General features: G+C 69.6%; 20 protein-coding genes and 2 pseudogenes. 9 read left to right on the top strand and 13 right to left on the bottom strand.

Features of this window, described 5'->3' with window-relative positions:
* Positions 1–28: 28 nt before the first annotated feature.
* The gene (locus tag ADL01_RS12330; protein ID WP_053741991.1) at positions 29–1,147 is read right to left on the bottom strand and encodes a Gfo/Idh/MocA family protein; all 1,119 of its coding nucleotides are present in this window, start codon (positions 1,145–1,147) and stop codon (positions 29–31) included.
* On the bottom strand, positions 1,132–1,794 hold the full coding sequence (locus ADL01_RS12325; protein WP_053741990.1) for a ThuA domain-containing protein: 663 nt from the start codon (positions 1,792–1,794) through the stop codon (positions 1,132–1,134). The genes ADL01_RS12330 and ADL01_RS12325 overlap by 16 nt, the downstream gene beginning before the upstream one ends.
* Positions 1,795–2,140: 346 nt before the next feature.
* On the opposite strand from ADL01_RS12325, the gene ADL01_RS12320 reads away from it, so the two are divergent.
* Positions 2,141–3,133, top strand: a complete 993-nt coding sequence (locus tag ADL01_RS12320; protein WP_053741989.1) for a phosphotransferase family protein — start codon at positions 2,141–2,143, stop codon at positions 3,131–3,133.
* A 297-nt stretch (positions 3,134–3,430) separates the two neighbouring features.
* Complete coding sequence (locus tag ADL01_RS12315) at positions 3,431–4,345, top strand: ester cyclase (protein WP_053741988.1); 915 nt, start codon at positions 3,431–3,433, stop codon at positions 4,343–4,345.
* A gap of 32 nt (positions 4,346–4,377) precedes the next feature.
* Here ADL01_RS12315 and ADL01_RS12310 read toward each other — a convergent pair whose 3' ends face one another.
* Complete coding sequence (locus ADL01_RS12310; protein ID WP_053741987.1) at positions 4,378–5,430, bottom strand: LacI family DNA-binding transcriptional regulator; 1,053 nt, start codon at positions 5,428–5,430, stop codon at positions 4,378–4,380.
* Between the two features lie 122 nt (positions 5,431–5,552).
* On the opposite strand from ADL01_RS12310, the gene ADL01_RS12305 reads away from it, so the two are divergent.
* Together ADL01_RS12305 and ADL01_RS12300 are read left to right on the top strand one after the other, a co-directional pair.
* The gene (locus ADL01_RS12305) at positions 5,553–7,445 is read left to right on the top strand and encodes an amidohydrolase (protein WP_053741986.1); all 1,893 of its coding nucleotides are present in this window, start codon (positions 5,553–5,555) and stop codon (positions 7,443–7,445) included.
* A 327-nt stretch (positions 7,446–7,772) separates the two neighbouring features.
* The gene (locus ADL01_RS12300; RefSeq protein ID WP_234354609.1) at positions 7,773–9,065 is read left to right on the top strand and encodes a ferric reductase-like transmembrane domain-containing protein; all 1,293 of its coding nucleotides are present in this window, start codon (positions 7,773–7,775) and stop codon (positions 9,063–9,065) included.
* Positions 9,066–9,147: 82 nt separating this feature from the next.
* On the opposite strand, the gene ADL01_RS12295 is transcribed toward ADL01_RS12300, so the two are convergent.
* From ADL01_RS12295 to ADL01_RS12280, 4 genes and pseudogenes are all read right to left on the bottom strand, one after another.
* Positions 9,148–10,860, bottom strand: a complete 1,713-nt coding sequence (locus ADL01_RS12295; protein WP_420719712.1) for a dolichyl-phosphate-mannose--protein mannosyltransferase — start codon at positions 10,858–10,860, stop codon at positions 9,148–9,150.
* On the bottom strand, positions 10,857–11,231 hold the full coding sequence (locus ADL01_RS12290; protein ID WP_053741984.1) for a hypothetical protein: 375 nt from the start codon (positions 11,229–11,231) through the stop codon (positions 10,857–10,859). The genes ADL01_RS12295 and ADL01_RS12290 overlap by 4 nt, the downstream gene beginning before the upstream one ends.
* 10 nt (positions 11,232–11,241) lie before the next feature.
* Entirely contained in the window at positions 11,242–11,748 is a 507-nt protein-coding gene (locus tag ADL01_RS12285; RefSeq protein WP_053742019.1) for a SigE family RNA polymerase sigma factor, read from the bottom strand.
* Between the two features lie 181 nt (positions 11,749–11,929).
* Positions 11,930–14,144: pseudogene (locus ADL01_RS12280) on the bottom strand (1,4-beta-glucanase).
* A gap of 274 nt (positions 14,145–14,418) precedes the next feature.
* Between ADL01_RS12280 and ADL01_RS12275 the strand changes: the two are divergent.
* Complete coding sequence (locus tag ADL01_RS12275) at positions 14,419–15,849, top strand: alpha/beta hydrolase (protein ID WP_420719711.1); 1,431 nt, start codon at positions 14,419–14,421, stop codon at positions 15,847–15,849.
* Here the strand turns inward: ADL01_RS12275 and ADL01_RS43630 are convergent.
* Complete coding sequence (locus tag ADL01_RS43630) at positions 15,752–16,294, bottom strand: zinc-binding dehydrogenase (protein ID WP_234354605.1); 543 nt, start codon at positions 16,292–16,294, stop codon at positions 15,752–15,754. The genes ADL01_RS12275 and ADL01_RS43630 overlap by 98 nt on opposite strands.
* Positions 16,295–16,308: 14 nt before the next feature.
* Here ADL01_RS43630 and ADL01_RS47745 point away from each other — a divergent pair.
* Positions 16,309–16,445, top strand: a pseudogene (locus tag ADL01_RS47745) (winged helix-turn-helix transcriptional regulator); the annotation flags it as partial.
* A 265-nt stretch (positions 16,446–16,710) separates the two neighbouring features.
* On the opposite strand, the gene ADL01_RS12270 reads toward ADL01_RS47745, so the two are convergent.
* Complete coding sequence (locus ADL01_RS12270; RefSeq protein ID WP_053741982.1) at positions 16,711–17,193, bottom strand: hypothetical protein; 483 nt, start codon at positions 17,191–17,193, stop codon at positions 16,711–16,713.
* A gap of 410 nt (positions 17,194–17,603) precedes the next feature.
* On the opposite strand from ADL01_RS12270, the gene ADL01_RS12265 reads away from it, so the two are divergent.
* Complete coding sequence (locus tag ADL01_RS12265) at positions 17,604–18,722, top strand: S8 family peptidase (protein ID WP_053741981.1); 1,119 nt, start codon at positions 17,604–17,606, stop codon at positions 18,720–18,722.
* A gap of 78 nt (positions 18,723–18,800) precedes the next feature.
* Here the strand turns inward: ADL01_RS12265 and ADL01_RS12260 are convergent, their stop codons facing one another.
* On the bottom strand, positions 18,801–19,922 hold the full coding sequence (locus ADL01_RS12260; RefSeq protein ID WP_053741980.1) for a fatty acid desaturase family protein: 1,122 nt from the start codon (positions 19,920–19,922) through the stop codon (positions 18,801–18,803).
* Positions 19,923–19,929: 7 nt separating this feature from the next.
* The gene (locus tag ADL01_RS12255) at positions 19,930–20,988 is read right to left on the bottom strand and encodes a ferredoxin reductase (RefSeq protein ID WP_053741979.1); all 1,059 of its coding nucleotides are present in this window, start codon (positions 20,986–20,988) and stop codon (positions 19,930–19,932) included.
* A gap of 87 nt (positions 20,989–21,075) precedes the next feature.
* Between ADL01_RS12255 and ADL01_RS12250 the strand changes: the two genes are divergently transcribed.
* Positions 21,076–22,215 (top strand): PucR family transcriptional regulator, encoded by a 1,140-nt coding sequence (locus tag ADL01_RS12250; RefSeq protein ID WP_053741978.1) that lies wholly within the window; start codon positions 21,076–21,078, stop codon positions 22,213–22,215.
* A 351-nt stretch (positions 22,216–22,566) separates the two neighbouring features.
* A complete protein-coding gene (locus tag ADL01_RS12245) occupies positions 22,567–23,124 on the top strand; it encodes an RICIN domain-containing protein (protein WP_053741977.1) in 558 nt (185 codons plus the stop codon).
* A 190-nt stretch (positions 23,125–23,314) separates the two neighbouring features.
* Here the strand turns inward: ADL01_RS12245 and ADL01_RS12240 are convergent, their stop codons facing one another.
* A complete protein-coding gene (locus tag ADL01_RS12240; RefSeq protein WP_053741976.1) occupies positions 23,315–23,899 on the bottom strand; it encodes a TerD family protein in 585 nt (194 codons plus the stop codon).
* A 283-nt stretch (positions 23,900–24,182) separates the two neighbouring features.
* Positions 24,183–25,424 carry a serine hydrolase domain-containing protein gene (locus ADL01_RS12235; protein WP_053742018.1) on the bottom strand — a complete coding sequence of 414 codons (1,242 nt, stop codon included), beginning with the start codon at positions 25,422–25,424 and terminating at the stop codon, positions 24,183–24,185.
* Positions 25,425–25,502 lie beyond the last annotated feature (78 nt).

Here is a 25,502-nt window from a genome sequence, read left to right as displayed (position 1 = left end):
TCATGGCGAGGCGCGTCCCCTGGTCGGCTCACTCGGTTTCGGGCCGCGCGTCCACGGGAACGGCGGCGGGCCGCCCGCAGCCGCTGCCGACGGTGACGGCCCGCCCGTGCTCGGCCGCGGTGAGCAGGGACTCCATGATCTCCAGTATGTGGTAGGCGAGTTGGCCGTTCGCCCGGTGCGGGGTGCCGGTGGCGAGGGCGCGGGCGAGGTCCGCGATCCCGTAGCCGCGATCGGCCCCCGCGTAGCCACCCCGTACGGGAACGTCCTCCCAGTGCCCGGCCCCGGCCCGGAAGACCCGCACTGGACCGTCGAAGCCGTTGGGATCGGGGACGGACAACGAGCCGCCGGTGCCGTACACCTCGATGCGCGGCAGGACACCCGCCCAGACGTCGAACGACATCACCAGGGTGGACAGCGCCCCGCTCTCGTGTTCCAGGACGCCGGTGACGTGAGTGGCCACCTCCACCGGGAACTCGGTGCCGGCTCGCGGGCCGCTGACGATGGTGCGTACGCGGCGCGCGGTGGACGCCATGCCGACCACCGCGCGCACCGGACCGAGCAGCGTGACCAGGGTGGTGAGGTAGTACGGGCCCATGTCGAACAGTGGGCCGCCGCCCGGCCGGTAGTAGAACTCCGGGGCCGGGTGCCACGACTCGTGGCCGGGTACGACCATGAAGGCGGTGGCGGCGACGGGCGTACCTATCTCGTCGGCGTCCAGGACCGCGCGGGCCGACTGCACGCCGGTGCCGAGGACCGTATCCGGCGCGCAGCCCACGCGCACACCCGCGGCGTCGGCCGCCTCGAGGACGGCCCGCGCCTCCTCGGTGGTGGCGGCCAGCGGCTTCTCTCCGTACACGTGTTTGCCCGCGGTGATCGCGGCATGGGCCACCTCGGCGTGCGCCGCGGGGACGGTCAGGTTGAGGACGAGATCGACGTCCTCGGCCGCGTACAGCTTCTCCGGGGTGGTGACACGGGCGCCGGGGACCGTGGCGGCGACGGCGGCGGCGCGGGTCTCGTCCAGGTCGGCGACCGCGGTGACGGACAGATGCGGCAGAGCGGGCAGGGTACGCAGATACGCCCCGCTGATCTGTCCGGCGCCGACCACCCCGATGCGCAGCGGTGACCGGTCCTTCAGCGCGTCGCCCATGCCATGCCCCTCCTGATCATCGCGTCGACCTCGGGAACCTCCAGGTCGGCGAGGCTGTGTCCGACCGTGGTGACGAACACCCGGCCGACGCCCCAGAGTCGGGTCCAGGTGACCGGCACCGACGTGCCGAGGAGCTCGGGATGGTCGGGGTCGGGGCCGTACTCGGTGACGGCGAGCACCTCGATCGCCGGGTCCACGTGAAGGTAGTACTGCTCGGTGGTCACGGTGAAGGGTCCGATGCCGGACATCACCGGATGGTCGGCCTTCGCCGGTACGGGGTGCACCTGGTAAGTGGTGAACTCCCTTGGGTGGTAGACGAATTGACCGCCAGTCAGCAGCTGGTAGCGGGTCTCGGCGCGGAACGCGTCGATGATGCCGCCGTGCCAGCCGGCCAGACCGGTGCCCGCGAGGACGGCCCGGCACAGGCCCTCCGTCTGCGGGCCGGTGATCTCTCCCATGGTCCAGCACTGCACCACCAGATCGGTGGCGGCGAGCAGTTCCTCGTCGAGGTAGCTGTCGAGGGTGTCGGAGACGGTCACCACGTAGCCGTCCGCCTCGAGTGCGGAGACGTAGCGGTCGGTGGCGGCCACGGGGACGTGTCCGTCCCAGCCGCCACGGACGACCAGTGCGTGCTTGGCTGATGTCATCGGATCCCAACTGGTCACGGTCGGGCGTCGAAGCGCTTCACCTGGATAAGGAAATTAACGATAGATTTCCATGGAAACAAGGGGGCGAACACAGAGAAACTTTCTTTTCCCCAGAATATTGACGCCTACCACGGGTGATGGCAGCGTCGATGCGCTTCACCCCTCCCTCGGACATCTACCCCTCGGACATCTACCCCTCGGTCACCTACCCCTCGGTCACCTACCCATCGCCCGGCTGTGGCCAACTGGCGGCCACCACCATCGGGCCAGTGCCCTCAGGGCGGTTCACCGCCGCCGACCTCACGCACACGCCCGCAGAACGCCCACGACCCGAAAGCATGCCGCCATGCACAGCCAGACCAAGCGACACCTGCCCCCCGACCAGCTGGACGCCCTGCTGCGCGCCGGCACCGGAGTCGGATGCCGGGTGGAGAGCGAACTGTCCGACGGCTGGTTCAGCGCCGTCTACCGCGTCCTGCTCGACGACGGCCGGCCCGCAGTCGTCAAACTCGCCCCGCCGTCCGGGGCCGCTGTCCTGCGCTACGAGCGCGGCATCCTCGGGACGGAGGCCATGGTCTATCGACGCATGGCCGAGCTTCCCGACGGCGCGGTGCCGACTCCGGAACTGCTCTACGCGGGGGAGGAGTTCCTCGTCCTCTCGGTCATCGAGGGCGCCGGGTGGGACAAGGTCGCCGACCGCCTGACCCGCCCGGCTGAGGCGGCGACGCGCCGCGAACTGGGCGCGATCACCGCCCGCCTGCACACCCTGGCACCCGAGGACGGCCAATTCGGCTACCCGGCCGCGCAGTCCGGGCTCCGCACCACCGACTGGCGGACGGCGTTCACCGCGATGGTCGAGGCGCTCCTGGAGGACGCCGAGCGCTGGCGGTCCCCGCTGGATGTGCCGCCCGCCGACATCCGAAGGCTCGTCAGCGAGGGAGGCCACGCCCTCGACGAGGTCACGGAACCCAGGCTGGTCCACTTCGATCTGTGGCCGGGCAACATCTTCATCGACCCCACCGACGACGGGACGCACGCGCGGATCACCGGACTCATCGACCACGAGCGGGCGTTCTGGGGCGATCCGGCCGCCGAACTGATCTCGCTCGCCTTCGGCGGCGACGTCGGCCCGGACAGCGACCTCGTCGCCGGCTACACCGAGGCGGGCGGCAACCTCGACTTCGGCCCGGCCTTCCAGCACCGGCTGGCCCTCTACCAGCTCTACCTGGGCCTGCTGCTGGTCGTCGAGTGCGGTCCCCGCGGCTTCGGCCCCGAACACCTCGCGTTCTGCCGCCGCATGCTCGCCGAGGCCGTCACCCGGCTCCGCACGTGCGGATGACTGCGGCGAAGACCGGGGCCGACGCGGAACTCGTACATCCCTGCCACGCGAGCCTGCTCACCGCACCGTTCGAGGACCCGGCGGGCCGTACGGGGACGCCGCGCCTCCCACTTTCGGATGGTCGGCGCCGCCTGTCGGCGGGGGTGGTCCCGCCGGTCGGCGGAGTGAATGCCGCGAGCAGCCGCGATGTGATGGAGATGCCCGCCGGGACTACGGGGAGCAGGCGCAGAAGGTGAAGCGCGAGGTCAACACCCGTAGTACCAGCATCGAGCATCTGACCGTACACAGGAGAACCCAGTGAGATACCGGAAGACTCTGCCCTGGATTGCCGCCGTGGCCTGCTTCGCGACCGCCTGTGGCAGCGCGTCCGGCAGTGCCCCGGCTGACCCGTCGACCACGTCCTCCGCGGCCGGCTCGTCGTCAGCCTCCGAGGAGCGGAACAAGGCGCTCGTTCTGCGCCTGTACTCGGAGGCGTTCAACAAGGACAAGCCCGATGTGGTGAAGGAGCTCGTCGGCACCGACTTCGTGCAGCACGACAAGTCGGTGCCCGGCGGAGTCGACGGGCAGATCGAGGAGTTCGAGCACGTCAAGGCGGAGATTCCGGGTGCGGTGGCGACCGTCAGGCGCGTGGCCGCCGACCGGGACCTGGTGGCCGTGCACTGGCAGGCGTCGGCCACCCCGGCGAACGAGGCGACCGGCCAGGCGAAGGCCGACCTGTACCGGGTCAGCAACGGCAGGGTCGTCGAGCACTGGGGCATCACGCAGACCGTGCCGGCGAAGACGGCCAGCGGGAACTCGCTGTTCAGCGACGTCTACCGGTACCCGAAGGGGGCGCCGACCCCGTCCGAGGAACAGGAGGAGAAGAACCGGACGTTCGCGGTCGACGCGTATCGCAAGCTCTCCGACGGTGACGCCACGGTGATCGACAAGAGCTGGGATCCCCGGTACTACCAGCACAACCCGATGGTCGCGAACGGGACAGCTCCGCTGAAGCAGTTCCTGCAGCCGGGCGCTCAGGGCGCCCCCTCGCCGAGCAGCACCCCTGACGGAAGCGCCTCATCCACCGAGGGTGGAGGGACCCGGTTCGGCAACACCCTCGCCGACGGGGACCTGGTGTGGGTCTTCAGCTCCGACTACGTCGTCGCGGACATCTTCCGCGTGGTCGACGGAAAGATCATCGAGCACTGGGACATCGCCGCCGACGGACAGTAGCCCGGCCGGACCAGCAACCACGTCCCCGGCGGTCAGGGTGTGCCGTTCCCTCGCTGTACCGGCCGTCGTGTGGAGCGGCGAGGGTGCAGGACCGGCTGCACGAGCCGGTGGCGCTCCATGCCGCCGCGGGCGTTGATGAGAGCGATCAGCAGATCCACCGCTTCGTTGCCCACCTGGTCCGGGCGGAGGCTGAGCGTGGTGACGGGCGGCGCCGTCGTCGCGTAGTCCGAGTCCTCACTGATACACGCCACCAGAAGATCCGTCGGCACCCGAAGCCCGTGCTGCCGGGCGGTGGCGAGGATGTTGTGACCGGAGTCGGAGTAGACGCCGATGACCGCGTCCGGTCGTGGATCGCGGCTGAGCAGTCGGCCGACCGCGTCCCGTTCAGCCGTGAAGTAGTCGGGCAGCGAGGCGTACTCCTCGACGAGGACGGGCAGGTCGCGTTCGGCGCACCAGGTCGCGTAGGCGCGTTCGATCTGGTGCGGGTACTCGATGTCGTGCAGCGGCAGAGAGAGCCCGATCCGCCGGGCGCCGGCTTCGGTGAGATGGCCCAGCAGGAGGCGCAGGCCCGCGTCGTAGTCGGTGTCGACCCACGCGTCGCACCAGTGCGGCTGGGGCGGTCGGCCGTCGCAGACCATGGGGATGCCGCGTTGCCGCAGCAGGGAACGCACCGGGTCGTCGGCGCGCGGATCGACGTGGATGACGCCGTCCATCGGCGTGTTGAGCCACGTCCACGGTGACAGCGAACTCGGCATCACCATGAGCAGGTAACCGCGCTCATGGGCTGCGGCGATGCCGCTGAGCGCCAACTGCGCGTAGTACGGGATCTCGGTGTAGGCGACGGGAAGATCGCCGTACGTCGTCATGGTCAGCCCGAGTACTCCGGTGCCGCCGCGGGCCACCGCACGGGCCGTGCTGGCCGGCGTGTAGCCGAGTTCGCGTGCCGAGGTGAGCACGCGCTGCCTGGTCGTCTCGGACAGCCGCCCGGTGCCGTTGAGCGCGTTCGACACCGTGGCCGTGGAGACGCCGGCCCGCGCGGCCACGGCGTCGAGCGTGGGGCGTTGCCAGACACGCGAACTTCTCATGAATACCCCAACAGTGCCTGTTGCTTCCCAACAGCCCTGTGACGGCTTGTGGTTAAGACCTTAATCGCGGAGCGTACCCGGCATCGGCGGCCCTGGACGGCCGCCGGGTGAGGAGTTATCGGATGTCAGTTGTTCTTCCCGGCACCTCAGAGACACCCGCGGTCGGCCCCCTGCACCGCAGGACGTTCCTGGCCGCGGCCGGCGCGGGCGCCCTCACGGTGGCCGGCGCCGGTACCGCCGCCCAGGCCTCGACCGGGAGCGCGCCGGTGCGGGTGGCCACCGTCGTGCTGAACGGGCGGGTGTTCACCGGTGCCTGGGGCGACACGCCGGCGCAGGCGGTGGCCGTCGGCAGCGACGGAAAGGTTCTCGCGGTCGGTAGGAACACGGACATCTGCCGTCGCATCGGCCCCCGTACCGTCGTCATCGACGCCGACGGCGGAACGGTCATGCCGGGCATCCAGGACGGGCACATGCACCCGCTCGGAGCGGCCGCGCAGTCCCTGAATCCGTCGCTGGGCAACGTGAGCATGACGATTCCGCAGTTCCGCGCGAAACTCCAGGAGTTGCTGGACGCCTCGGCGGCGCAGGAACCGGACGGCTGGCTCCAGGTGGCCGACTGGAACCCCGTCGGACTGCTGCCCGCGGGCACCGTGGGCGACAAGTCGCTCCTCGACTCGCTCAACACCCGGCGCCCGATCCACCTACAGGGCTCCGACTTCCACAACAGCCTCGTCAACAGCAGGGCACTCGCCCTCGCGGGAATCGACCGCAACACGCCCGACCCCGTGGGCGGACAGATCGTCCGGGACGCCAACCGGGAACCGACCGGTCTGCTCAAGGACGACGCACAAGGGCTCGTCTCCGGGGTGATCCCCGCGCCGAGTGCCGAGCTGATTCTCGCCGCCCAGGTCAAGATGGCCGGCATGCTCCTGGCCGCCGGCATCACGTCCTTCCTCGACGCCTCGAGCGCCGAGGAGTCCGTCAAGACCTACGCGGACCTCATGGCCAGGGGGCTGCTGCCGCAGCACGTCACTCCCGCGCTGGTGATCGACGCGGAACTCGCCAAGAAGCCCAAGGAGGCGGCCGAGTACCTGCGCGGCGTACGCGGGCGGTTCGCCGGACCGGCCAGGCTGCGGCTCACCACGGTCAAGGTGTTCCTCGACGGCGTGATGGAGTTCCCGGCGCAGAGCGCCGCCCTGCTGGACCCGTACCTGGACGCCCAGGGCAGGCCGACCGACAACCTTGGTCCCCTGCACGTCAGCGACAGGGACTACCGGGATCTCGTACGCGCCCTGGACGCGGACGGCTGGCAGATGCACGCCCACGCCATCGGTGACCGCGCCGTCCGTACAGCCCTGAACGCCTACGAGGCCGTCGCCCACCACGGTCATGCTTCCCGGCGGCACACCATCACCCACCTCCAGCTGGTGCACCCGGACGACTACCGGCGCTTCGCACGCGCCGGAGTGGTGGCGAGCATGCAGTTGCAGTGGGCGATGCCCTCCTCGTTCACGAACGACGCGCTGCGGCCCTACGTCGGGCCGGAGCGATACGCGCGCCTGTACCCGGCTCACAGCCTGGCCAGGGCGGGGGCCCTGCTGGCCGGCGGCTCGGACTGGCCCGTCGACCCGCTGCTTCCCTTCACCCAGATCGCCACCGCCATCGACCGCAGCAACCCCGCGGAGAACCAGCCGCCCCTCAACACCCGCGAAGCGCTGACCCGGTTCCAGTCGCTGGCCATGCACACGGCCGGCGCGGCGTACCAACTGCACGACGGGAACTCGGGAACCGTTCGGCCGGGCCGACGGGCCGATCTGGTCGTCCTCGACCAGGACATCACCAAGGTGCCCGTGAAGGAGATCCGCGCCACGAAGGTCCAGTACACCCTGGTCTCCGGACGCGTGGTCCACGAGGCGAAGTCGGACACGGGCCGGGCCCGGGCCGAGGCGGCGCGGGGCATGAAGACGCTGGGCGCCGGCCGGGCGTCGGGCGGTTCCTGCTGCCAGGGCCACTGAACCAACCCTCGCGGCGACGCCTTCGGCGCGTCACGAGGGTGATGGAGAGGAAACAAGGGGGCGCCCTGCGACGGTCGCAGGGCACCCCACGAGGCACGCGTGGTCAGCTCGGCCGGCGTGCCGATCTCGGAACAAGAACAGTTGAGGCCAAGTAGGGCCTACTTCTCGCCAAGTTCCGTATTCTTGCCCCGCTCAGGGGCCGTATCGGATCAGGACGCTCGGGGCCTCACGACCTCGCTGCGTCGGGCGCGCATGCGCCACATGAACAAATAAGGGGAAGCGGTGGAGGCGACAACTACACAGGTGCGGCAAGGCACCATACCTCCGGTGGTCGCGGCGCGATGGGCGCTGTGGACGTTTGTCATCGTCAATCTGGTGATCGTCGAGGCCTTGTTCCTCACCGCCGGGACCGGCAAGAACGGGGTGCTCACCGTCGCCAAGTTCTTCGGGCTGCACGCCTCGGTGCTGATGCTGTTCCAACTGCTGCTGGTGGCCCGGCTGCCGTGGCTCGACCGCCGTATCGGCATGGACCGGCTGACGGTGTGGCACCGCTGGGTCGGCTTCACCCTGCTGTGGACCATCCTCACCCACGCCGTGCTGGTGGTGCTGGGCTACGCGCAGCTCTCCAACACGTCGATGACGAAGACGTTCTTCTCGCTCGCCGGCGTACCCGCCTCCCTGCTCGGGATGGGGGCCGCCGCGATCGTCGTCGCGATCGGCGCGGTCTCCGCCCGACAGGTACGGCAGCGGCTGCGGTACGAGACGTGGCACGGCGTACACCTGCTGCTGTACATCGCGTTGGGCCTGGCGTTCGTCCACCAGTTGCAGGAGACCACGACGTTCACCTCCTCCGCCTTCGCGAAGACCTACTGGTGGGCCCTGTGGCTGTTCGCGTTCGGCGCCCTGATCACGGGACGGATCGTGATGCCCCTGCGGCGCAACGCCTATCACCGGTTCGAGGTCGTGAACGTGGTGGCGGAGTCGGACGACGTGGTGTCGGTGTACGTCACCGGCCGTCACCTCGACAAGCTGCCGGCCATGGCGGGCCAGTTCTGCATCTGGCGGTTCCCCGGGCACAACCACTGGTGGCTGGCCAACCCCTTCTCGCTGTCGGCGGCGCCCGACGGCCGCACGCTGCGCCTGACGGCCAAGGCGGCCGGCAGCGCCAGCGCCGGGCTGCGGCATCTCCCGGTCGGTACCCGCGCGTTCGTCGAAGGACCGTACGGGGCGTTCACCTCACTGCACCGCACCCGGCCCGGCACCCTGCTGATCGCCGGAGGTGTGGGGATCACGCCGGTTCGGGCCCTGCTGGAGGAGGAACCGGCCGGTGACGTCGTCGTCCTCTACCGGGTGCGCAGCGAGGCCGACGCCGTGCTGCTCGACGAGGTACGAAATCTGGTCACGGGCCTCGGCGGGCAACTGCACCTGCTCACCGGCCGCACGGGCGAGGGAAGCCCGCCGTTCGAGCCGGAGAACCTCCGCGCCCTGGTTCCCGACATCATGGAACGCGACGTGTACGTCTGCGGCCCGCCCGCGATGACCTCGGCCGTACTCACCTCCCTGCGCGGTCTGCAGGTTCCCCCCTTGCAGGTGCACGCCGAGCGGTTCGGCCTGGCCTGACGGCACTGAGGCTCCGACGGGCGCACCCGTCGGAGCCTCAGAGGCTTGCGGAGTAAATCCGTACGTACCCGGCGCGCAGGGCTCAGATCCAGCTGTCGAGCCACATCCTGGTGTGCCAGTCGGCGTACGGGATCGTCTGCCCGGAGTAGATCGGGAAGAAGTAGATGAAGTTCCAGGCGATGAGCAGGACGAGCACACCGGCAGCCACCGCACCACGCACCCGGCGACCGTGAGCCGCGCCCGGCGGACCCAGCAGAGCCCCCAGCATCATGGTGACGGCCAGGCACAGGTACGGCAGGAAGACGATCGCGTAGAACGAGAAGATCGTGCGGTCCTGGTACAGGAACCACGGCAGATAACCGGCACCCACCGCGCACAGGACGGCGCCCGCACGCCAGTCGCGGCGCAGCGCCCACCGGTACAGCAGATACACGAGCGCGCAGCACGCCGCCCACCACAGCAGCGGTGTGCCCAGGGCGAGGACCGACTGTGAGCAGTCGGTCGTCGAGTGGCAGCCGTCGGTGCCGGGTTCCGGTGACTGGTAGTGGAACAGCACAGGTCGGCCCTGAACCGGCCAACTCCATGGATTCGACTGGTACTTGTGCGGAATGTGCAGACCGATGTTGAACCGGTACACCCCCGACTCGTAATGCCACAGGCTGCGCAACGGTGCCGGAATCCACGACCAGGCGCCGCCCCGGCCGTCCGCCCAGTGGCGTCCGTAGCCGTCGTTCGACAGGAACCAGCCGGTCCATGTCGCCAGATACGTCACGACGGCGACCGGAACGACGGACAGTACCGACCAGCCGAGGTCCTTGCGCAGTACCGCGAGGTAAGGGCGGCGAGCCCCCGCCACCCGGCGCGTGCCGACATCCCACAGCACGGTGAGGACCACGAAGAAGACGAGGAAGTACAGACCGTTCCACTTGGTCGACGCCGCCAGCCCCAGGAAGCCGCCCGCTGCCACTCGCCAGGGCCGCACTCCCGTCCCGGCGTGATCACCGGTGTGCGCGTCCGGGCGTACCCGGCCGTCCTCGTCGGCCGGCAGCGCCGCCGCGAGCCGGGCGCGCGCCTGGTCGCGGTCGACGAGCAGGCTCGCGAACGCCGCCAGTACGAAGAACATGACGACGAGGTCGAGCAGAGCGGTGCGGCTCATCACGTAGTGCAGGCCGTCCACCGCCATCAGCGCCCCGGCGAGGCAGCCCAGCAGCGACGAACGGAACAGACGACGCCCCACCCGGCACAGCATCAGCACCGACAGGGTGCCGAGGACCGCCGTCATGAAGCGCCAGCCGAAAGGCGTGAGACCGAACATCCACTCCCCGACGGCTATCACCCACTTGCCCATGGGCGGATGCGCGACGAAGGCGCCGGTGTCGGAGAGCGAGATCACCTGCGGATCGGCCAGGATCTGCGGGTCGGCGATCGTGCGGTCCGGCCAGGTGCCCTCGTAACCGAGCCGCAGCAACGACCAGCCGTCCTTGGCGTAGTACGTCTCGTCGAACACCACCGCGTGCGGACCGCCCAGACGCCAGAAGCGCGGCAGCCCGGCGAGCAACGCCACCAGGAGCGGCCCGCCCCATCCCGACCAGCGCGCCGCCGACGGGGACAGCCCGAGCGCGTTCCAAAGACGGGACCGGGTTGCGGGAAAGGGCGCGACCAGGCGGTCGTACACGGACGGGTGCGCGTGCCCGACGTACCCGAAACCGCGCAGCCGCCGCTGCCAGGGGATCGGCGGACGATCCACCGCGTTCCCCGCGTCGGGGACGGACGCGGGCGTGTTCTCGAGGATCACGTGCTGGGCTTTCCGTTCGTGGTGGGGCGATACGGCACCGGCGGCAAAGTGGTGGGCGTGAAGTCCGGCTCGGCACCCTCCCCGGCGGTCGACGCCGGGCGCACCACCGGCGGCCCCGTGACCGACTCGGCGGAGGTGACGGGGCGGGGCCGGGGCGCCGTACCACCTTGAGCGACAGAGCTCGCCAGGACCATCAGCCCGACTCCGAGCCCGGCGACGGCCAGCGCGGAACCGGTGGCCAGCCACGCCGTCCGGGACCGCTGCCGGGCACGCACGGCAGTTCGCAGACGGTGTCGGTGCCGGTCTTCGTACGGCGTGTCCTGCCGGCTGTCACGCATCATCCGGGCCAGGTCCTGCTCGAAGTGATCCATCGCTCCTTCTTCACTCCACCGGTTCGACCGCGTCGGACAGAAGCAGCCGCAGACGCGCGACCCCGCGCGCCGTCAGAGAACGGGCGGTGCCCACCGGACACCCCAACACCTCGGCGACCTGCCGCTCGGGCAGATCCTGGTAGTAACGCAGCACGACCGCGGTGCGCTGCCGCGCCGGCAGCAACGCCAACATCGCCTCCAGCCGGGTCCGTTCGTCCACGGCGGCGGTCGCGTCCGCCGCTTCGGGCGGATCGGGCAGCTGCTCCACGGGGTACTCGCCCCACCAGCGACGCCGTGCCGAGCGGGCCGCGGCACGGGCCAGGACCTTGCGCACGTATGCCTCGGGCGCCTGCTCGCCCACCTTCGGCCAGGCGAACCAGAGCTTGACCAGCGCCTCTTGCAGCAGATCCTCGGCTCGGTGCCGGTCACCACCCGTCAGCAGCCGCGCCAGGTGAAGCAACACCGACCACCGGGCCGCCACGAAGCGGTCGAACTCGCCGGCCCGCAACTGCCCCATCGGCATGGCCCCTTGCCCCCCTGCCGGACTCACCGGCCTTTCCCCAGTCCCCCATGACGAGGGGCGGTTGACCCATCGATCGATCGACCACCACGCGCCGCCGCACGACCGCGAACCCCCTGCACCCTTCACTAAGACACTGGCCCGCCCCCCGCTATGCACCCCGGCTGTATGGCATGGATCACATGCCATACAGCCGGAGCTCCCGATCGCACACTCGGCCTCGTACGGGAGTGTCAGGCGGACTGCCCGAACTGGATGCCCGGCCGTTGGTGGCCAGGTACACCATGCCGGGAATGCGGGGGTCCCCGGTGATGGCCTGACCGATCCAACCCCACTAGTGCTGGTGGTCGTTGATGCGTCGCCAGGTCGTCGCGGCGTCGTCGGAGCGGTAGACGCCGGTGACGCCCCGCACCGTGGCGACCTGGTAGACCGAGAGGTAGGAGGCGTCGTTGGCAGCCGCGCCGAACCCGAGCGTGTACGAGGCCTCGCAGCTCGCGACCCTCATGAAGGACCAGCCGCCGTTGGTGGACCGGTACAGCCCGTTGCTCTTGGCGCTGAGCCACAGATCGCCGGAGCGTCCCGGCGCGGCGACCAACTGGAACCCGGGGTCACCGGAGGGGAGTCCGGTGGCCCGGGCTGTGAACGTCAGCCCCTTGTCGGTGCTGGCGAACAGCACTCCCGTGCCGGTGTCGAACGCGTACAGGACCGAGGAGTCGGCCGGGTCCGCCACCGGTGTGGCGCCGATGGGAAAGGAGGAGACCTCGGACCAGGTGGCGCCGTTGTTCCCGGAGCGCTGGGCCGGGTGCTTCGAGCCGTCCCCGCGCACGAAGGACCACACCAGCACGCCACCGTCGGCGGTGGTGGCGATCGGCCCCGCCGCCTCCTTGGCGATGGCGGGCTGGGAGGCGAACAGCGCCCAGGTCTGCCCGCCGTCGTTGGAGTAGGCACCGTTGCTGTTGTCACCGTTACCCGAACGGACCACGTAGGACGGCTTGTTCGCGGCCTGCGCGAGGCCCGCGGCGGTGATGAAGACCGGGTTGGTCGCCAGGCCGCCGGCCGGAGACGCCGTGAGACGGTCGTGGTACAGCGTGCCGATGTCCCGTGAGCCGCTGAGCAGGTGTGCCTGGCCGGTCGGGGGTGAGATCAGGAAGAGCACCGACGTCTCCTCCAGGCCGCGGATCTGCGGGGCCCACTTCTTCAGGTCGCGGGGTGCCGTAGAGGGTGGCGCCGGTGCCGTAGACGATGTGCTGGGAGTCGTACGGGTCGATGGCGACCATCTGGATCCACCAGCCGAACGTCGGCGCGTCCTTGCCCCACTTCAGGAAAGGGAACTCCGACGCGTCGATGGTCGCCGAGTCCTTGAGAGAGGTCCAGGTCCGGCCTCCGTCGGTGGTCCGGAACAGGGTGTCGCCCGACGACCAGCGGTTGTTGGTGGAGACGACGACGGTGCCGGTGCGCTGGGGATCGACGGCGGCCCCGCCGTATCCGAAGCCGTCGGAGCCGCCGGGCTTCACGGGTGACATCGGTCCACGTACCGGTGGTGGTGGCCAGTTTGCGCACGCTGCCGTTGGACTGGCCGTTGGGGCCGGGGCGTTGGCGTACGTCACGTACAGCTCCCTGGCGCCGGCTGTCGTACGCGGCCCGCATCGGCATCTTGGCCTCGGGTCCGGCCGGCTGCCCGGCGACGGGTACCCACGTGGTGCCGTCGGTGGTGCTGTACAAGGTGACAGCGGCCGAGGTGCCGTCGCCGTCACCCCAGCCGGCGTACAGGGTGCGCTCGGCGGCGACGAGAAGGGTGACGCCCTGGCCGGAGGCGCTGGGGGCAGGCGGGAAGCCCGTCGCGGCGCTCCAAGTGGCGCCCCGGTCCGTCGACTTGAGGAGGCCGTCGTGCCGGGTGCCCAGCCACAGGGTGTCACTGTCGCGCGGGTCCACGAGGAGGCGCTCACCCGTGCCCCGGCCGTCCTCGTTGGAGCCGAGCTTCACTTTGAGGTCGGTACGGGTCCAGGTCGCCCCGCGGTCGTCGGAGCGCAGGACCGCGCCGTTGCCCGCCCACGGCTGGGCGTAGGTGCCGAGGGCGAGGTAGAGGCGGTCCGGGCTGGCGGGGTCGATGGCCAGGGACTCGACGCCGAGGAGGTTCTGGTCGTCCTGGCTGAGCCAGTCCAGCAGCGGGATCCAGCGGGCCGCGCCGTCGTCCCAGCGGTAGGCGCCGCCCATGTCGGTACGGGCGTAGGCGAGCCCTCGCACAGCGGGATGGAACACCACTCCGGTGACGAATCCGGTGCCCCGACCATGGTTTCCGCGGCCTGGGCATGGAGGGACGGGAGGCCGACGAGCGCAGCGGTGGCCGCGGTTCCGGCGAGAACGGAACGCCGACTCAGCTCGGACGCATGCATGACAGACCTCAATCTGTGGAGCTGGGGGCGGACGGGCCGTGGCGCGGGGCCTGGTTCGCCCCGAGTCGCCCCTGAGTCGTCCCTGACGCGCCCCGGAACGGCCCCTGACAAGGGGGCCGGGCGGTCGCCAGTGCGCCTAGCGTGGTCGAGGGAGCCCCGACCGGGTCGGCACATTTCTTGTGCGGATCACTCACGCCACGCCATGTCCGGAGGATGATTCATGCTGTTACAAGGCAGGTTCGCGTTACGCCGCGTCGCCGTACGGAGCACGGCCATGGCCGCGGTGACCGCGATCGCCGCCGTCACCGGGTTCGCCGCCGCACCCCTCGCGAACGCGGCGCCGGTGACCGCCGGAGCCCTCCAATGGGCGCCGTGCGACGCCCCGGACACCCCGGGCGCTGAGTGCGCCACCCTCACGGTGCCGATCGACTGGGCCCACCCGGGCGGACCGACGTTCGGTCTGGCCGTGGCCCGCCGTCAGGCCACCGAACCCGGGGCGCGCGTCGGCTCGATGGTGTTCGGCCCTGGAGGTCCCGGCGACTCGGGAGTGGAGCGGGTGGTCGGCGGCATCAGCCGGTTCAGTCCCGAGATTCGCCGCGATTTCGACATCGTCAGCTTCGACCCGCGCGGCGTGGGCCGCAGCAATCCGGTGACCTGTTCCAGTGACCTGCTCGCCCAGCGGCCGTCACCCGAGCTGACGAGCCAGGCGGACTTCGACGCCACCCTGGCCTACAACAAGCGGCTGCGCGCCGACTGCCGGGCACGCACCGGCCCGGTGTTCGACCACCTTGACACCGCCCAGACGGTCAAGGACCTGGATGCCCTGCGGGCCGCCCTCGGCGAGGCCGAACTGACCTTCCACGGCAGCTCGTACGGCACACTGCTCGGCGCGCAGTACGCGGAGACCTATCCGCACCGGGTGCGGGCGATGGTGCTGGAGAGCGTGATGGACCACAGCGTCTCCACCACCCGTGAGTTCCTGCGGTCCACGGCAGCCTCGGCACAGGACTCCTTCGCCGAGTTCGTGAAATGGTGCGCCGACAACTCGGCCTGCGCATTGCACGGCCGTGACGTCCGTACGGTCTGGCAGGGGCTGCTGGCCCGGGCGCACCGCGGCGAGCTGGAGAACCCCGCCAAGCCGCGAACCCCTCTCTCTTCACCGGATCTTGTCAACAGAGTCGCCTTCAGAAAGTTCTACGTCGTCGACTACGCGGGCCTGGCGAAGGACATCGCCGGGATGGCGTCGAGCAGCCCGCTCACCGCCTCGCCCACCTCGGTGTCGCCGCTTCCGTCCACGGCCCCCGTCTTCTGCGCGGACTGGCGTCTGCCGGTGCACGACTACCAGGAATACACCTCACTTGTCCGAATGATGAGCAGGACCGCACCCGACCTGCCCGCACTGCTGCCGCTCCAGATGACAGCGGCGTGTCTGGGCGCGCCGACCACCAACCCACAGCACCACCTGGCGGCCCGCGGCGCGCCGCCGATCCTGGTGTCCAACGCCCTCCACGATCCCGCCACCGGCTACCCCTGGGCGGTCTCGGTGGCCCGGCAACTGGGCCGCAGCGGCGTGCTCCTGACCTACGAGGGCCATGGCCACGGCAGTGTCACCAACGGCCCCTGCATGGAACAGGCCGTCGACGGCTACCTGACCACGCTGACGGTGCCACCACGCGGCACCAGGTGTCCGGCCGTGCCGTCCTGAGGGGGCCGACGGGCGGTTGGTGGTCAGCCTGCCCGACGGGATCAGACGGTGACCACGAGCTTGCCCTGGAGGTGACCGCCCCGTGCAGCCGATGCGCGTCGACGACGCGTTCGAACGGGAAGATCTGGTTGCACATGGACCCGGAGCCTGCCCTGTTCGACGAGTGAGACGAGACCGCGCAGCGCGACCGGATCGGGGTCGACCGCGATGCCGCTGACCGCATACCGGCCGCCTCGCACTTGGCCGCGAGCTTTGAATCCTCCTCGGCGACCGGTGTCACCAGGTGACCGCCTGGGCGGAGCACGTCGAGTGACCGCTCGACGGTGTCGCCGCCGACCGTGTCGAGCACGACGTCGATGTCGCGGACAGCCTTGGTGAGTGAACCCAGGCCAGATTTCGGACAGGAACCAGCAGGTACCCCTGGCGCGGGTGCCTTGGCGCCCATGAGTGGCTTCGGTCCCGGTGCGCCATGGCGAGCTGATCCAGCTGATCGCGGCATCTCCCGCAAGACGCTCACCCAGACACTCCGACGGCTCCAGGCCCACGGACTCATCTGCCTCATCCGCCGCCGGTCGCCCATAGCGGCTGAGGTCCCCCGCCAGGGCACTGAGCGTCCGCTGTATCGACCCGGCCGCGCTCGGTCTGCAAGCTCGCGACGCGTCGGACGACGGCAGGTTTCCCTGGCGGACACGGCATCTCCGTCGGCGGAGGCCGATCGTGGGCGCAGCCGAACCCGCCACTACCAGTCGATGGCCAGAACCACCTGCATACGGTTCTGGCTGACCTGACTCTGCGTAACAGGTAGACCAGGCCCTGCTCGATGACGCCTTCTCTGAACCAACGGCCCTTCGACTGCCCTGATCAGTGCGTATTCGTCGATAGTGGCGACGTTGACTCGGATACCGGCACACGACGGCCGTAGGACGTCATCACCAGATGCTGGACCCCCAACGTGACACCCAGGCCGAGCCACAGAGCGTTGCCGTTGAACGGCTCACCGAACGCGACTTCCGCGACGGCGCCCAGACTCACCTTGCCGGCGACGGTTGCGAGCCACAGCAGGAGGGTCTCCCGGCCCCCCTTGCGGTACAGCCGCCCGTCGGCTTCCCGCCAGAGCGGCATGGTGCGACCACGCAGGACGCCGGCTACGACCGAGACGATCAGCCCGGCGACGAGGAACGCGATACCGGCCGGGGTCGTGCGGCTCGGACCTGGGGGAACACAGCCACGCACGATGAGGAGGGCGGCCCACACGTAGGTCAGCGACCGGAGTGGCCGCGTGGAGAACTGACTCCACACGATCACGGCGGTGACGCCGACGATTAACAGCAGACTGGATGTCACTGATCTACGGGCCTTCCGGTCAGGTAGGTAGCGAGCGTGGATGACGGGGCGACACGGAAGAGGAGCTTCCCCGAATCGCTGATGTGATCATCGTCTCGCATTCCAGACACATCCCGAAACCCAAACAGGCAGACGACGCTCCCGACGCGTAAAGCTGACACGAGGTCATGAACCGAGCGGGCGCAAGGGAGTTGACGGACAGCGTGCTCGCGGAGCAGTCCGCCCGCGATGGTGGAAGGGCTCGACGAACACGCAACGCCGCCGACGCAGGAGCGTCGTTCCGCAGCTCGAGAGGCCCCCTCCCCTCATCCATGTCGCATGCCTGTCGCGTTCCTGCCGGAACCGCTCGTCCGCTGTGCTCGTCTTGTGCGCTGACTGTGTGCGAGCCAGGAATGCGGGGGAACGTCGTGATGCGGAACGTGACGAAGGCCGGTCTCATGGTGATGGCCGTCGTGACCGTGTACGGGGCCTCGGCCTGCGGCGGCGACGCCGAGGCGGTGGCCGGAAACGGCGGGCAACTCCCGGCGCACGGCAAGGAGTCCTCCGTGACGTCCTCCGGGGCGGGGGTGTCGTTCGACAAGGCACCCGTGTCGTCGGGCGTCGTGGGCATGTCGTCCGAGGCGGTGCGAAGCGCGGCGGCTCCCGTCACCCGGCGCGTGCCGTGGAACCTGGACATTCTGGACCAGCGGTCGCGGCCCCTGAACGGAAAGCTCACCACCACCGCCACGGGCAAGGGCGTTCACGTCTATGTGATCGACACGGGGATGGACATCGCCCACACGGAGTTCGGTGGACGCGCCCACCTGGGAGCCGACTTCGTGGGCGGCCGGGACTCCGGCGACTGTTTCAGCGAGGACGGAGTCGGCCACGGCACGTTCGTCGCGGGCGTCATCGGCGGGGCGAAGTACGGGGTGGCGCCCAAGGCACAACTCGTCCGGGTCCAGGGCATCCTGTGCGAGAGCGGGGGCGGCGGCACCCCCGCCGCGGCCGAGGCCGCTCTGGTGAAGTCGGTCAAGTGGGTCACCGCGCACGCGCAGAAGCCCGCGGTGGTGAACATGTCGCTCAACCTCGACCACCGGTCGGCGGCCCTGGAGTCCGCCGTGAAGAAGATGGTCGACGCGGGGATCCCGACGGTGGTGTCCGCTGGCAACTTCCATGACGACGCCTGCAAGCACTCCCCGGCCGGCGTCCCCGGCACGATCGTCGTGGCGGCCTCCACGACGAACGACCGCCCGTGGAGCGACGGCGGCTCCTACGGTTCTGGGTACGGGCGGTGCGTGGACCTGTACGCCCCCGGCCAGAAGGTGACCGCCGCCCTCGCCGGCGGTGGCACGGCCACGGAGGACGGCGGCGCGACGTCCTGGGCCGCACCGCACGCGACCGGCGTGATCGCCCTGTACCTGTCGGCCCACCCCCACGCCACGGCCCCCCAGGTCCACACCTGGCTGGACCACACGGCCACCCGCGGCGCCCTGCACGGCGTACGCTCCGACACCCCCAACCGACTGCTCAACACCGGCGGCCTCTGACCGGGGCCGGTCGCGTCCGTGAGGGGGGCGCCGGAGCGAGCAGACTGCCCGGCGCCTCAGGGCCGCCGACCACCACCGTCAGGCCCAGGCGACGAGGTCCTGCTCGCGGTCCGGTGTCTTGACCTTGGGCTTCTTGTTCGGCAGTGAGAGTCGGAAGACTTTGTGCCAGGCGGAGAGTACTTGTTTGGGCAGCGGGCCGGTGACGTACTCGAGCTCGTATTTCTCGAACAGCGCGCGCACCTTCACCGCGACCTCGGCATAGCGGTTGCTCGGGAGGTCGGGGAAGAGGTGGTGTTCGATCTGGTGTGACAGGTTGCCGGTCATGAAGTGCATGGCTTTGCTGCCGCTGATGTTCGCTGAGCCCATCATCTGGCGCAGGTACCACTGGCCGCGTGTCTCGCCCTTGATCGAGCGGCGTTCGAAGACCTGCACGCCCTCGGGGAAGTGCCCGCACATGATGACCGAGTGGGTCCAGACGTTGCGGACCAGGTTCGCGGTGAAGGTGGCGGCGAGCGTAGTGAGGAACGACGGACCCGAGAGCAGCGGGTGGATGACGTAGTCCTTGAGTACCTGCTTGCGGATCTTGCGGCCCACAGCCCTGACGCGTGCGCGGAACTCGGGGTTGTTGCGGCGGCGCTTGTGGAGGTTCTTGCCGAGTTCCAGGTCGTAGGCAGCGATGCCGTACTCGAAGAAGCAGGCGTTGAGGAAGTTCCACAGCGGCTGGCCGAGGTGGAACGGGTGCCATTTCTGGTCCTCGTCGACGCGCATGATGCCGTAGCCGAGGTCGTTGTCCTTGCCGATGACGTTGGTGTACGTGTGGTGCAGTTCGTTGTGTGAGTGCTTCCACTGTTCGGCCGGTGAGACGTGGTCCCAGTCCCAGGTGGTGGAGTGGATCTTCGGATCCCGCATCCAGTCCCACTGGCCGTGCAGGATGTTGTGGCCGATCTCCATGTTGTCCATGATCTTCGCCACGGACAGACCGGCGGTGCCGATCAGCCAGGCGGGCGGGAAGATCGAGAACAGGAGTACGCCCCTGCTGACCAGTTCGAGCTTGCGCTGCGCGGAGATGACCTTGCGGATGTAGGCGGCGTCTTTCTCGCCGCGGGCGGCGATGACTTCGTCGCGGATGGCGTCCAGCTCGCGGCCGAGTTCCTCGATCTGCTGTGCGCTCAGATGGGCGGTGGGGTCGATGGCGGTCACGATGTTCCTACCGTTCGATGTCGCAGGGGCCCGCCGCAGCGGACACGCAGGTCTGGATGAGGACGCCCGGCTCGGCGGCGGTGATCTCGCCGGTGCGCAGGTCGCGGACGGCGCCCGCCTTGAGCGGTGTGACGCAGCCGAAGCAGATGCCCATGCGGCACCCGGACGGCATGAGTACGCCTGCTTCCTCGCCGACGTCCAGCAACGGCGTGTTGCCGTCCGCGTCGACGGTCGTGCCGGTGGTGCTGAACGTGACCTCGCCGCCGCCGTCGCTGGTGACGGCGATGGCGGGGCGGAAGCGTTCGGTGTGCAGGCGCTGTGGGACGCCGTGCTCGCTCCAGTGCTTTTCGGCGGCGTCGAGCAGGCCCGCGGGCCCGCAGGCCCAGGTCTCGCGTTCGGTCCAGTCGGGCACGAGTTCGTCAAGGCGGGCGATGTCGAGCGTGCCGTCTGTGTCGGTGTGCACCTCGGTGAGCTGCAGTTTCTTGTCCGCGGCCAGGTTGTGCAGATCCTTGCGGAAGATCACGTCGTGCGGCTGCGGCGCGGAGTGGATCATGACGGCGTCGTCGAACGCGGTGTCGCGCAGCATGCCCATCACCGGGGTGATGCCGCTGCCGGCTGTCAGGAAGAGCACCTTGGCGGGCTTGGTCTTGGGCAGTACGAAGTCGCCGGTGGCCTGGTCGAGCTGGATCAGGGTGCCCGGTTTCGCTCTGCGGACCAGGTGGTTGCTGACCTTGCCGTCGGGGATCGCCTTCACGGTGATGGTGACGCGGCCGTCCGGGCGGTCTGCGGGCGAGGTGAGCGAGTAGGCACGCCACAGACGCACCCCGTCGACGTCGATCCCGATCCGCACGTACTGACCGGCTGTGTGGCCTCGCCAGCCCCGTCCGGGCCTGATCACGATGGTGGCGGCGTCACTCGTCTCGGGGTGCACGGCCTCGATGCGCCCGCGCAGGTCGGCGCCCGCGCGCAGGGGGCTCACCAGGTCGAGGTAGTCCGACGGCAGTAGCGGCGTCGTGACCATCTCCAGCAGTTTCCACGCCCTGCTGCGGAGGGCTGCACTCGTCATGACTCCAGCTTGGTGCGCCGCAGGGCGTAAAGTCCTGTCCGCAGGACGTAAATCTGGTCGGCTGGATTGTTCGCAGGGAACAAAAACATGAGTCATGCGATCCGGAGGGCCACGGAACTGGCCCTGGATGAGACGACGGTCACCGCACTTCGGGCCGCGCTGAGGACCACCGCCGACGAGGTCGTCGAGGCGATCATCGACGAGGTCCCTCCCTATGCCAACGCCCTTTCGGGCCGTATGGGTGCCACCATTCGCCGGTCCGTGCGCACTGCTCTGGGGCACTATCTGGACCTCGCGAGCGGGAACGCCACGGGCGGTGACGCGGGTGACGCGGCCTATGAGCTGGGCCGCGGCGAGGTGCGCGACGGCCGTTCGATGGACGCCCTGCTCAGTGCGTACCGGGTCGGTGCCCGGGTGGCCTGGCGAGGCCTGGCCGCAGGCGCTGTGCCCGCGGGGCTGCCCGCCGCGGAGGTCGCCAAGTTCGCGGAGCTGACCTTCGCCTACATCGACGAGCTCTCCGCCGCGAGCGCCGCGGGCCACGCCGACGAACTGGCCGCCCGGGGCCGGGCTCATGAGCGCCACCTGGAACAACTGGTCCGTGACCTCCTCGCGGGGGCGAGTCCGGACGCGCTGCTGGTCTCTGCGCAGCGGGCCGGGTGGCAGCCTCCGGTTTCACTGACCGCGGCGTTGTTGCCCGCCGAGCAGGCCCGGCCTGCCTACCGCACGCTCGATCCGGGCACCCTCGTCCTGGACGATCTGCCGGACGCCACCGGCGTGCTGCTCGTCCCCGATGCCGACCGGTCACATCTTCTGAGGCAGCTGACCGGCCGCGCCGCCGTGGTCGGCCCGGCCCGGCCATGGACGCGTGCGTCCGCCTCGTACGCACGAGCCGTACGCGCGCGCTCCCTGTCCGGCGATATCCGCGACACCGAGGAGCACCTGCCCGAGTTGGTGCTGAGCGCCGACGCGGACGCGTTGGCAGACCTGCGTGCCCGCGCGCTCGCACCGTTGCGGACCTTGCCCGACGCCACCGCGCGGCGGCTGGAGGAGACGTTGCGGGCGTGGCTGCTGCACCAGGGCAGGCGCGAGGAGGTGGCGGCGGAGCTGTTCGTCCATCCTCAGACCGTCCGGTACCGGATGTCGCAGCTGCGGGAGCTGTTTGCGGATCTCGCATCTCCGCACCGGGTCCTTGAACTGACCCTGGCGGTCGGTCTCCGGGCCGGCTGAGGCGTTCGTCGGCCGTCCCACGGCCGCGCAAAGGCCGCGTCCGCGAGCAGGGCGGTCGCACGATCCGGGATCGTGTGGTCCGTCCGCGTCCAGGGGGAGTGGACGTGGCAACAGCGCAGGCACGAGACCGGTGATCACCGGGGTGGGTGTCTACGCCGGCTGGTCACATCGGGGTCCCGTGCCCGTGCCTGCTGCACTGTCCTGGCCAGTCCCTGCCGTTGTGGCGAGACCGGATCTCCTCCACCAGCACGGCACTGGCCGCCTGCGTGCCCACCTCCAGGATCCCCTTGGCCGTCGCGGAGCAGAGCTGCCAGATCACCGGGGGAGAAGGCGGAGGGCACGGAGACGTTGGTGCCTGCCAGCAGCTTTCTGGCTTGCTCCGGGGATCGCCAGCCCGCAGCCTTCCGGGACCAGGACCAGAAGGACCACAACCCGCCCCATCGGCTGGCGCGGGACGCCTACGACAAGGTCACCGCGCTGCCGCTGCTGTGCACGGGGGAGTACCCCACCACCGACGAGCCCCGGCTGGTGGTCTTCGCCTTGGACCGCTTCCTCGGCTTCGAACTGGTCGACGTCGCCAACCAGCAGTTCCAGCTGAGGGCTGTGACCGTGCTCGGCAACAGCGACGACGACCTGCTCGTCGCCGTCCGCCGCGGAAAGTGTGTCGACGTCAGGACCATCTCGACCAGCCTCGGCGCGAGGATCCACGAGTGGACCTGCGGCTCTGCCCGTGCGTTGACCAGTAAGAAGGACCAGGTCTGGCGCCTGCTGGGCAAGGACTGTTCGGGAGCGGATCTCGCCGTTTCCCCGGTCGGCGGGGTGATGGGAGGACCCGCTCGGGTGTGGGACCCGAGAGGGTCGCGACTTCCGGTCGTGGCCCTCTCGGCCTGGGCGTTGCCTTGCCGGTGAGGGCGGGATATGCCAGTTGCCCGGCTCGCGCGCGTCGGGCGAGGCAGGCGTTGCGGGGTTCAACATGCTCACCTGCAAGACCGCCACCATCGACGAGCGCCGGAATCGGCGGCCTTCTGCGAGGCATGCACTCGTAACCGACCCGGATAGGGCCGTCCGTCGACGACGCCCCGCCCTCACTGACGTACTACTACTTGCTGATAGCGAAGTGCATCAGGGCGTGCTCGTCGCCCTGCTTGATCTTGCCCGTCGCGTTGATCACCTCAAGCTTCCAACTGCCCCCGACCCGCATCGCCTTGGCCACGGCGCAACCATTGTCCTTGGTGAGCAGGCTCGGCCAGATGTCGGCGACCTGCTGAGAGCTGCCCCCGGTCGCGTCGTAGACCTTGAAGCTGATGTTGCGCGCCAGTTGGAAGGAACTGCCCTTCTTGTACGCGGCGGCGACGAACACGATCGCCGTGATGTTGGGCGGGATCCGGGCGAACTCGACGGTCACCGTCTCGTCGTCGCCGTCACCGTGGCCGGTCTGGTTGTCGCCGCTGTGGACCAACGCGCCGTTGCCCATGGGGTCCAGGGAGTCGAGACCCGCGAGGCGGACCGGGTCCCCACCCTGCATGGCGACGGCGATCAGGTCGAGGTCGGTGCCCTTCTTCTGGCGAAGCTTGCCCATCAACCCGCCGCTGCTGCCGACAGTGGGATCCCAGGAGACCCCGATGGACAGGCGGGTCACTCCGTCCAGGTCTGCTGGGCCGTCTTCCTTGGTGAGCGTGATCATGTATGGCCCATCCTCATTCTTATAGGGATTACTACACGCAAAGTGTGCCTTGCGCCTTCGTGGTCGCGGGTGACGGGTCCTGGACAGCAAGGCATGCACCGGGCTCGAGCCGTCCGCAGCGGGACCGATCGTGACCGGACCGGACCGGATACGCAAGCGGTTGAGGTCTTCACCCACGCCATCCCCGGCCCATCGCAGTTACGCACGTCAGCAGCCTGGCAACCGTTCAAACAGCGTCGCTTCCCAAGCTGGGAGCGCGAGTTCGAAACGCGCTTCGGAGAGGTCAGTGCGTGGCCGGGACCACGGGGCCGAAGGAGGCCGCAGCGATCTGCTGGATGAACCGTATCTCGGTGCCGTTGAGGTTGGTCGGGTTGACGGAGTAGACGATCTTGCGGGAGAGGTCGCGGGTGGCGAACACACCGCTGGTGTAGCCGGGGCGGGAGCCGGTCTTGCCCCAGACCACGACACCGTTGGATGCCTTCACCTTCATGATGCCCATGGTCATGCAGGCACGGCCGGCGTCGGTCTCGGTGCGGCACTGGCTGCTGTGGAAGCTGGGGACGTCCGGGACGGTGAAGAGCTCGGCCTGCTGGGCCGGCGGGAGGAAACGGCCGTGGAAGAGAGCTGTCATGAAACGGTCGAGGTCGGCGGGAGTGGAGATCATGCCGCCCTCGGCCCATGGCCAGGGGCTCTGCTCCGTGACGTCCACCGGATGCATGGTGCCGTCCGACGACGTGACCGTCAGGTAGCCGTGGGAGTGCGGGCCGGGCAGACGCGGGTCGTCGGCGTCGGGGACCTGGGTGTCATGCAGTCCGAGAGGCCGGGTGATTCGGGATCGCACCTCGTGGGCAAAGGTATGCCCGGTGATCTTCTCGACCAGGAGGCCGGCGACGTAGTAGTTCATCCCGTTGTACTGCTGCGCGGTGCCCGGCGCGAACTGCATCGGCCGGCCCGTCATCAGATCGATCGCCTGCTGAGGTGTGAAGCTTTTGAGACGGTTGGCGGCGAACCATTCGGGGCTGCCGTCGCCGAATTCGGGGCCGTTGGCGCCGCGTGGCAGGCCGCTGGTGTGGTTGAGCAACTGGCCGACCTCGACGGGCGGGAGGCCGACAGGCAGAACCCCCGGCAGATACTGCTGGACCGGCGTGGCCAGGTCGATCCGGTGCTCGGCGGCGAGCTGGAGAACGATGGTGGCGGTGAAGACCTTGGAGATACTGCCGATCCTGATGTGTGCGTCGGGCGGAACGCCCTGGCCCGTTTTCAGGTCGCCCACGCCGGAGGTGCCCGACCAGTGGCCTGCGCCACCCGTGATCCGCAGCAGCGCGCCGGTGACGTCGGCGTCCGGCAGGCCACCGATGGCTGCCTGGAGCTTGGCCGGGTCGAGCCTCGGCAACGGCGCGGTGGCAGGCACCGGAGCCGGGACGTCGGCGGAGGCGGGAGCGGCCATACCCGCGGCCAGGGCAACCAGCACAGCGCCGGACGCCGCCACGGCGGACCAACGGGGGCTGAAGGCAGAGAAGTTCACAGTGAGGCTCTCCAAAGTGGTGACGGTGGGGCCGGCGGTCGAACGGCCCTGCAACGAGTCTCTTCCAGCCCGACAGCC

Source organism: Streptomyces sp. NRRL WC-3618 (assembly GCF_001280005.1).
Classification (GTDB): domain Bacteria; phylum Actinomycetota; class Actinomycetes; order Streptomycetales; family Streptomycetaceae; genus Streptomyces.
This window is presented reverse-complemented; position numbering and strand designations above follow the sequence as displayed.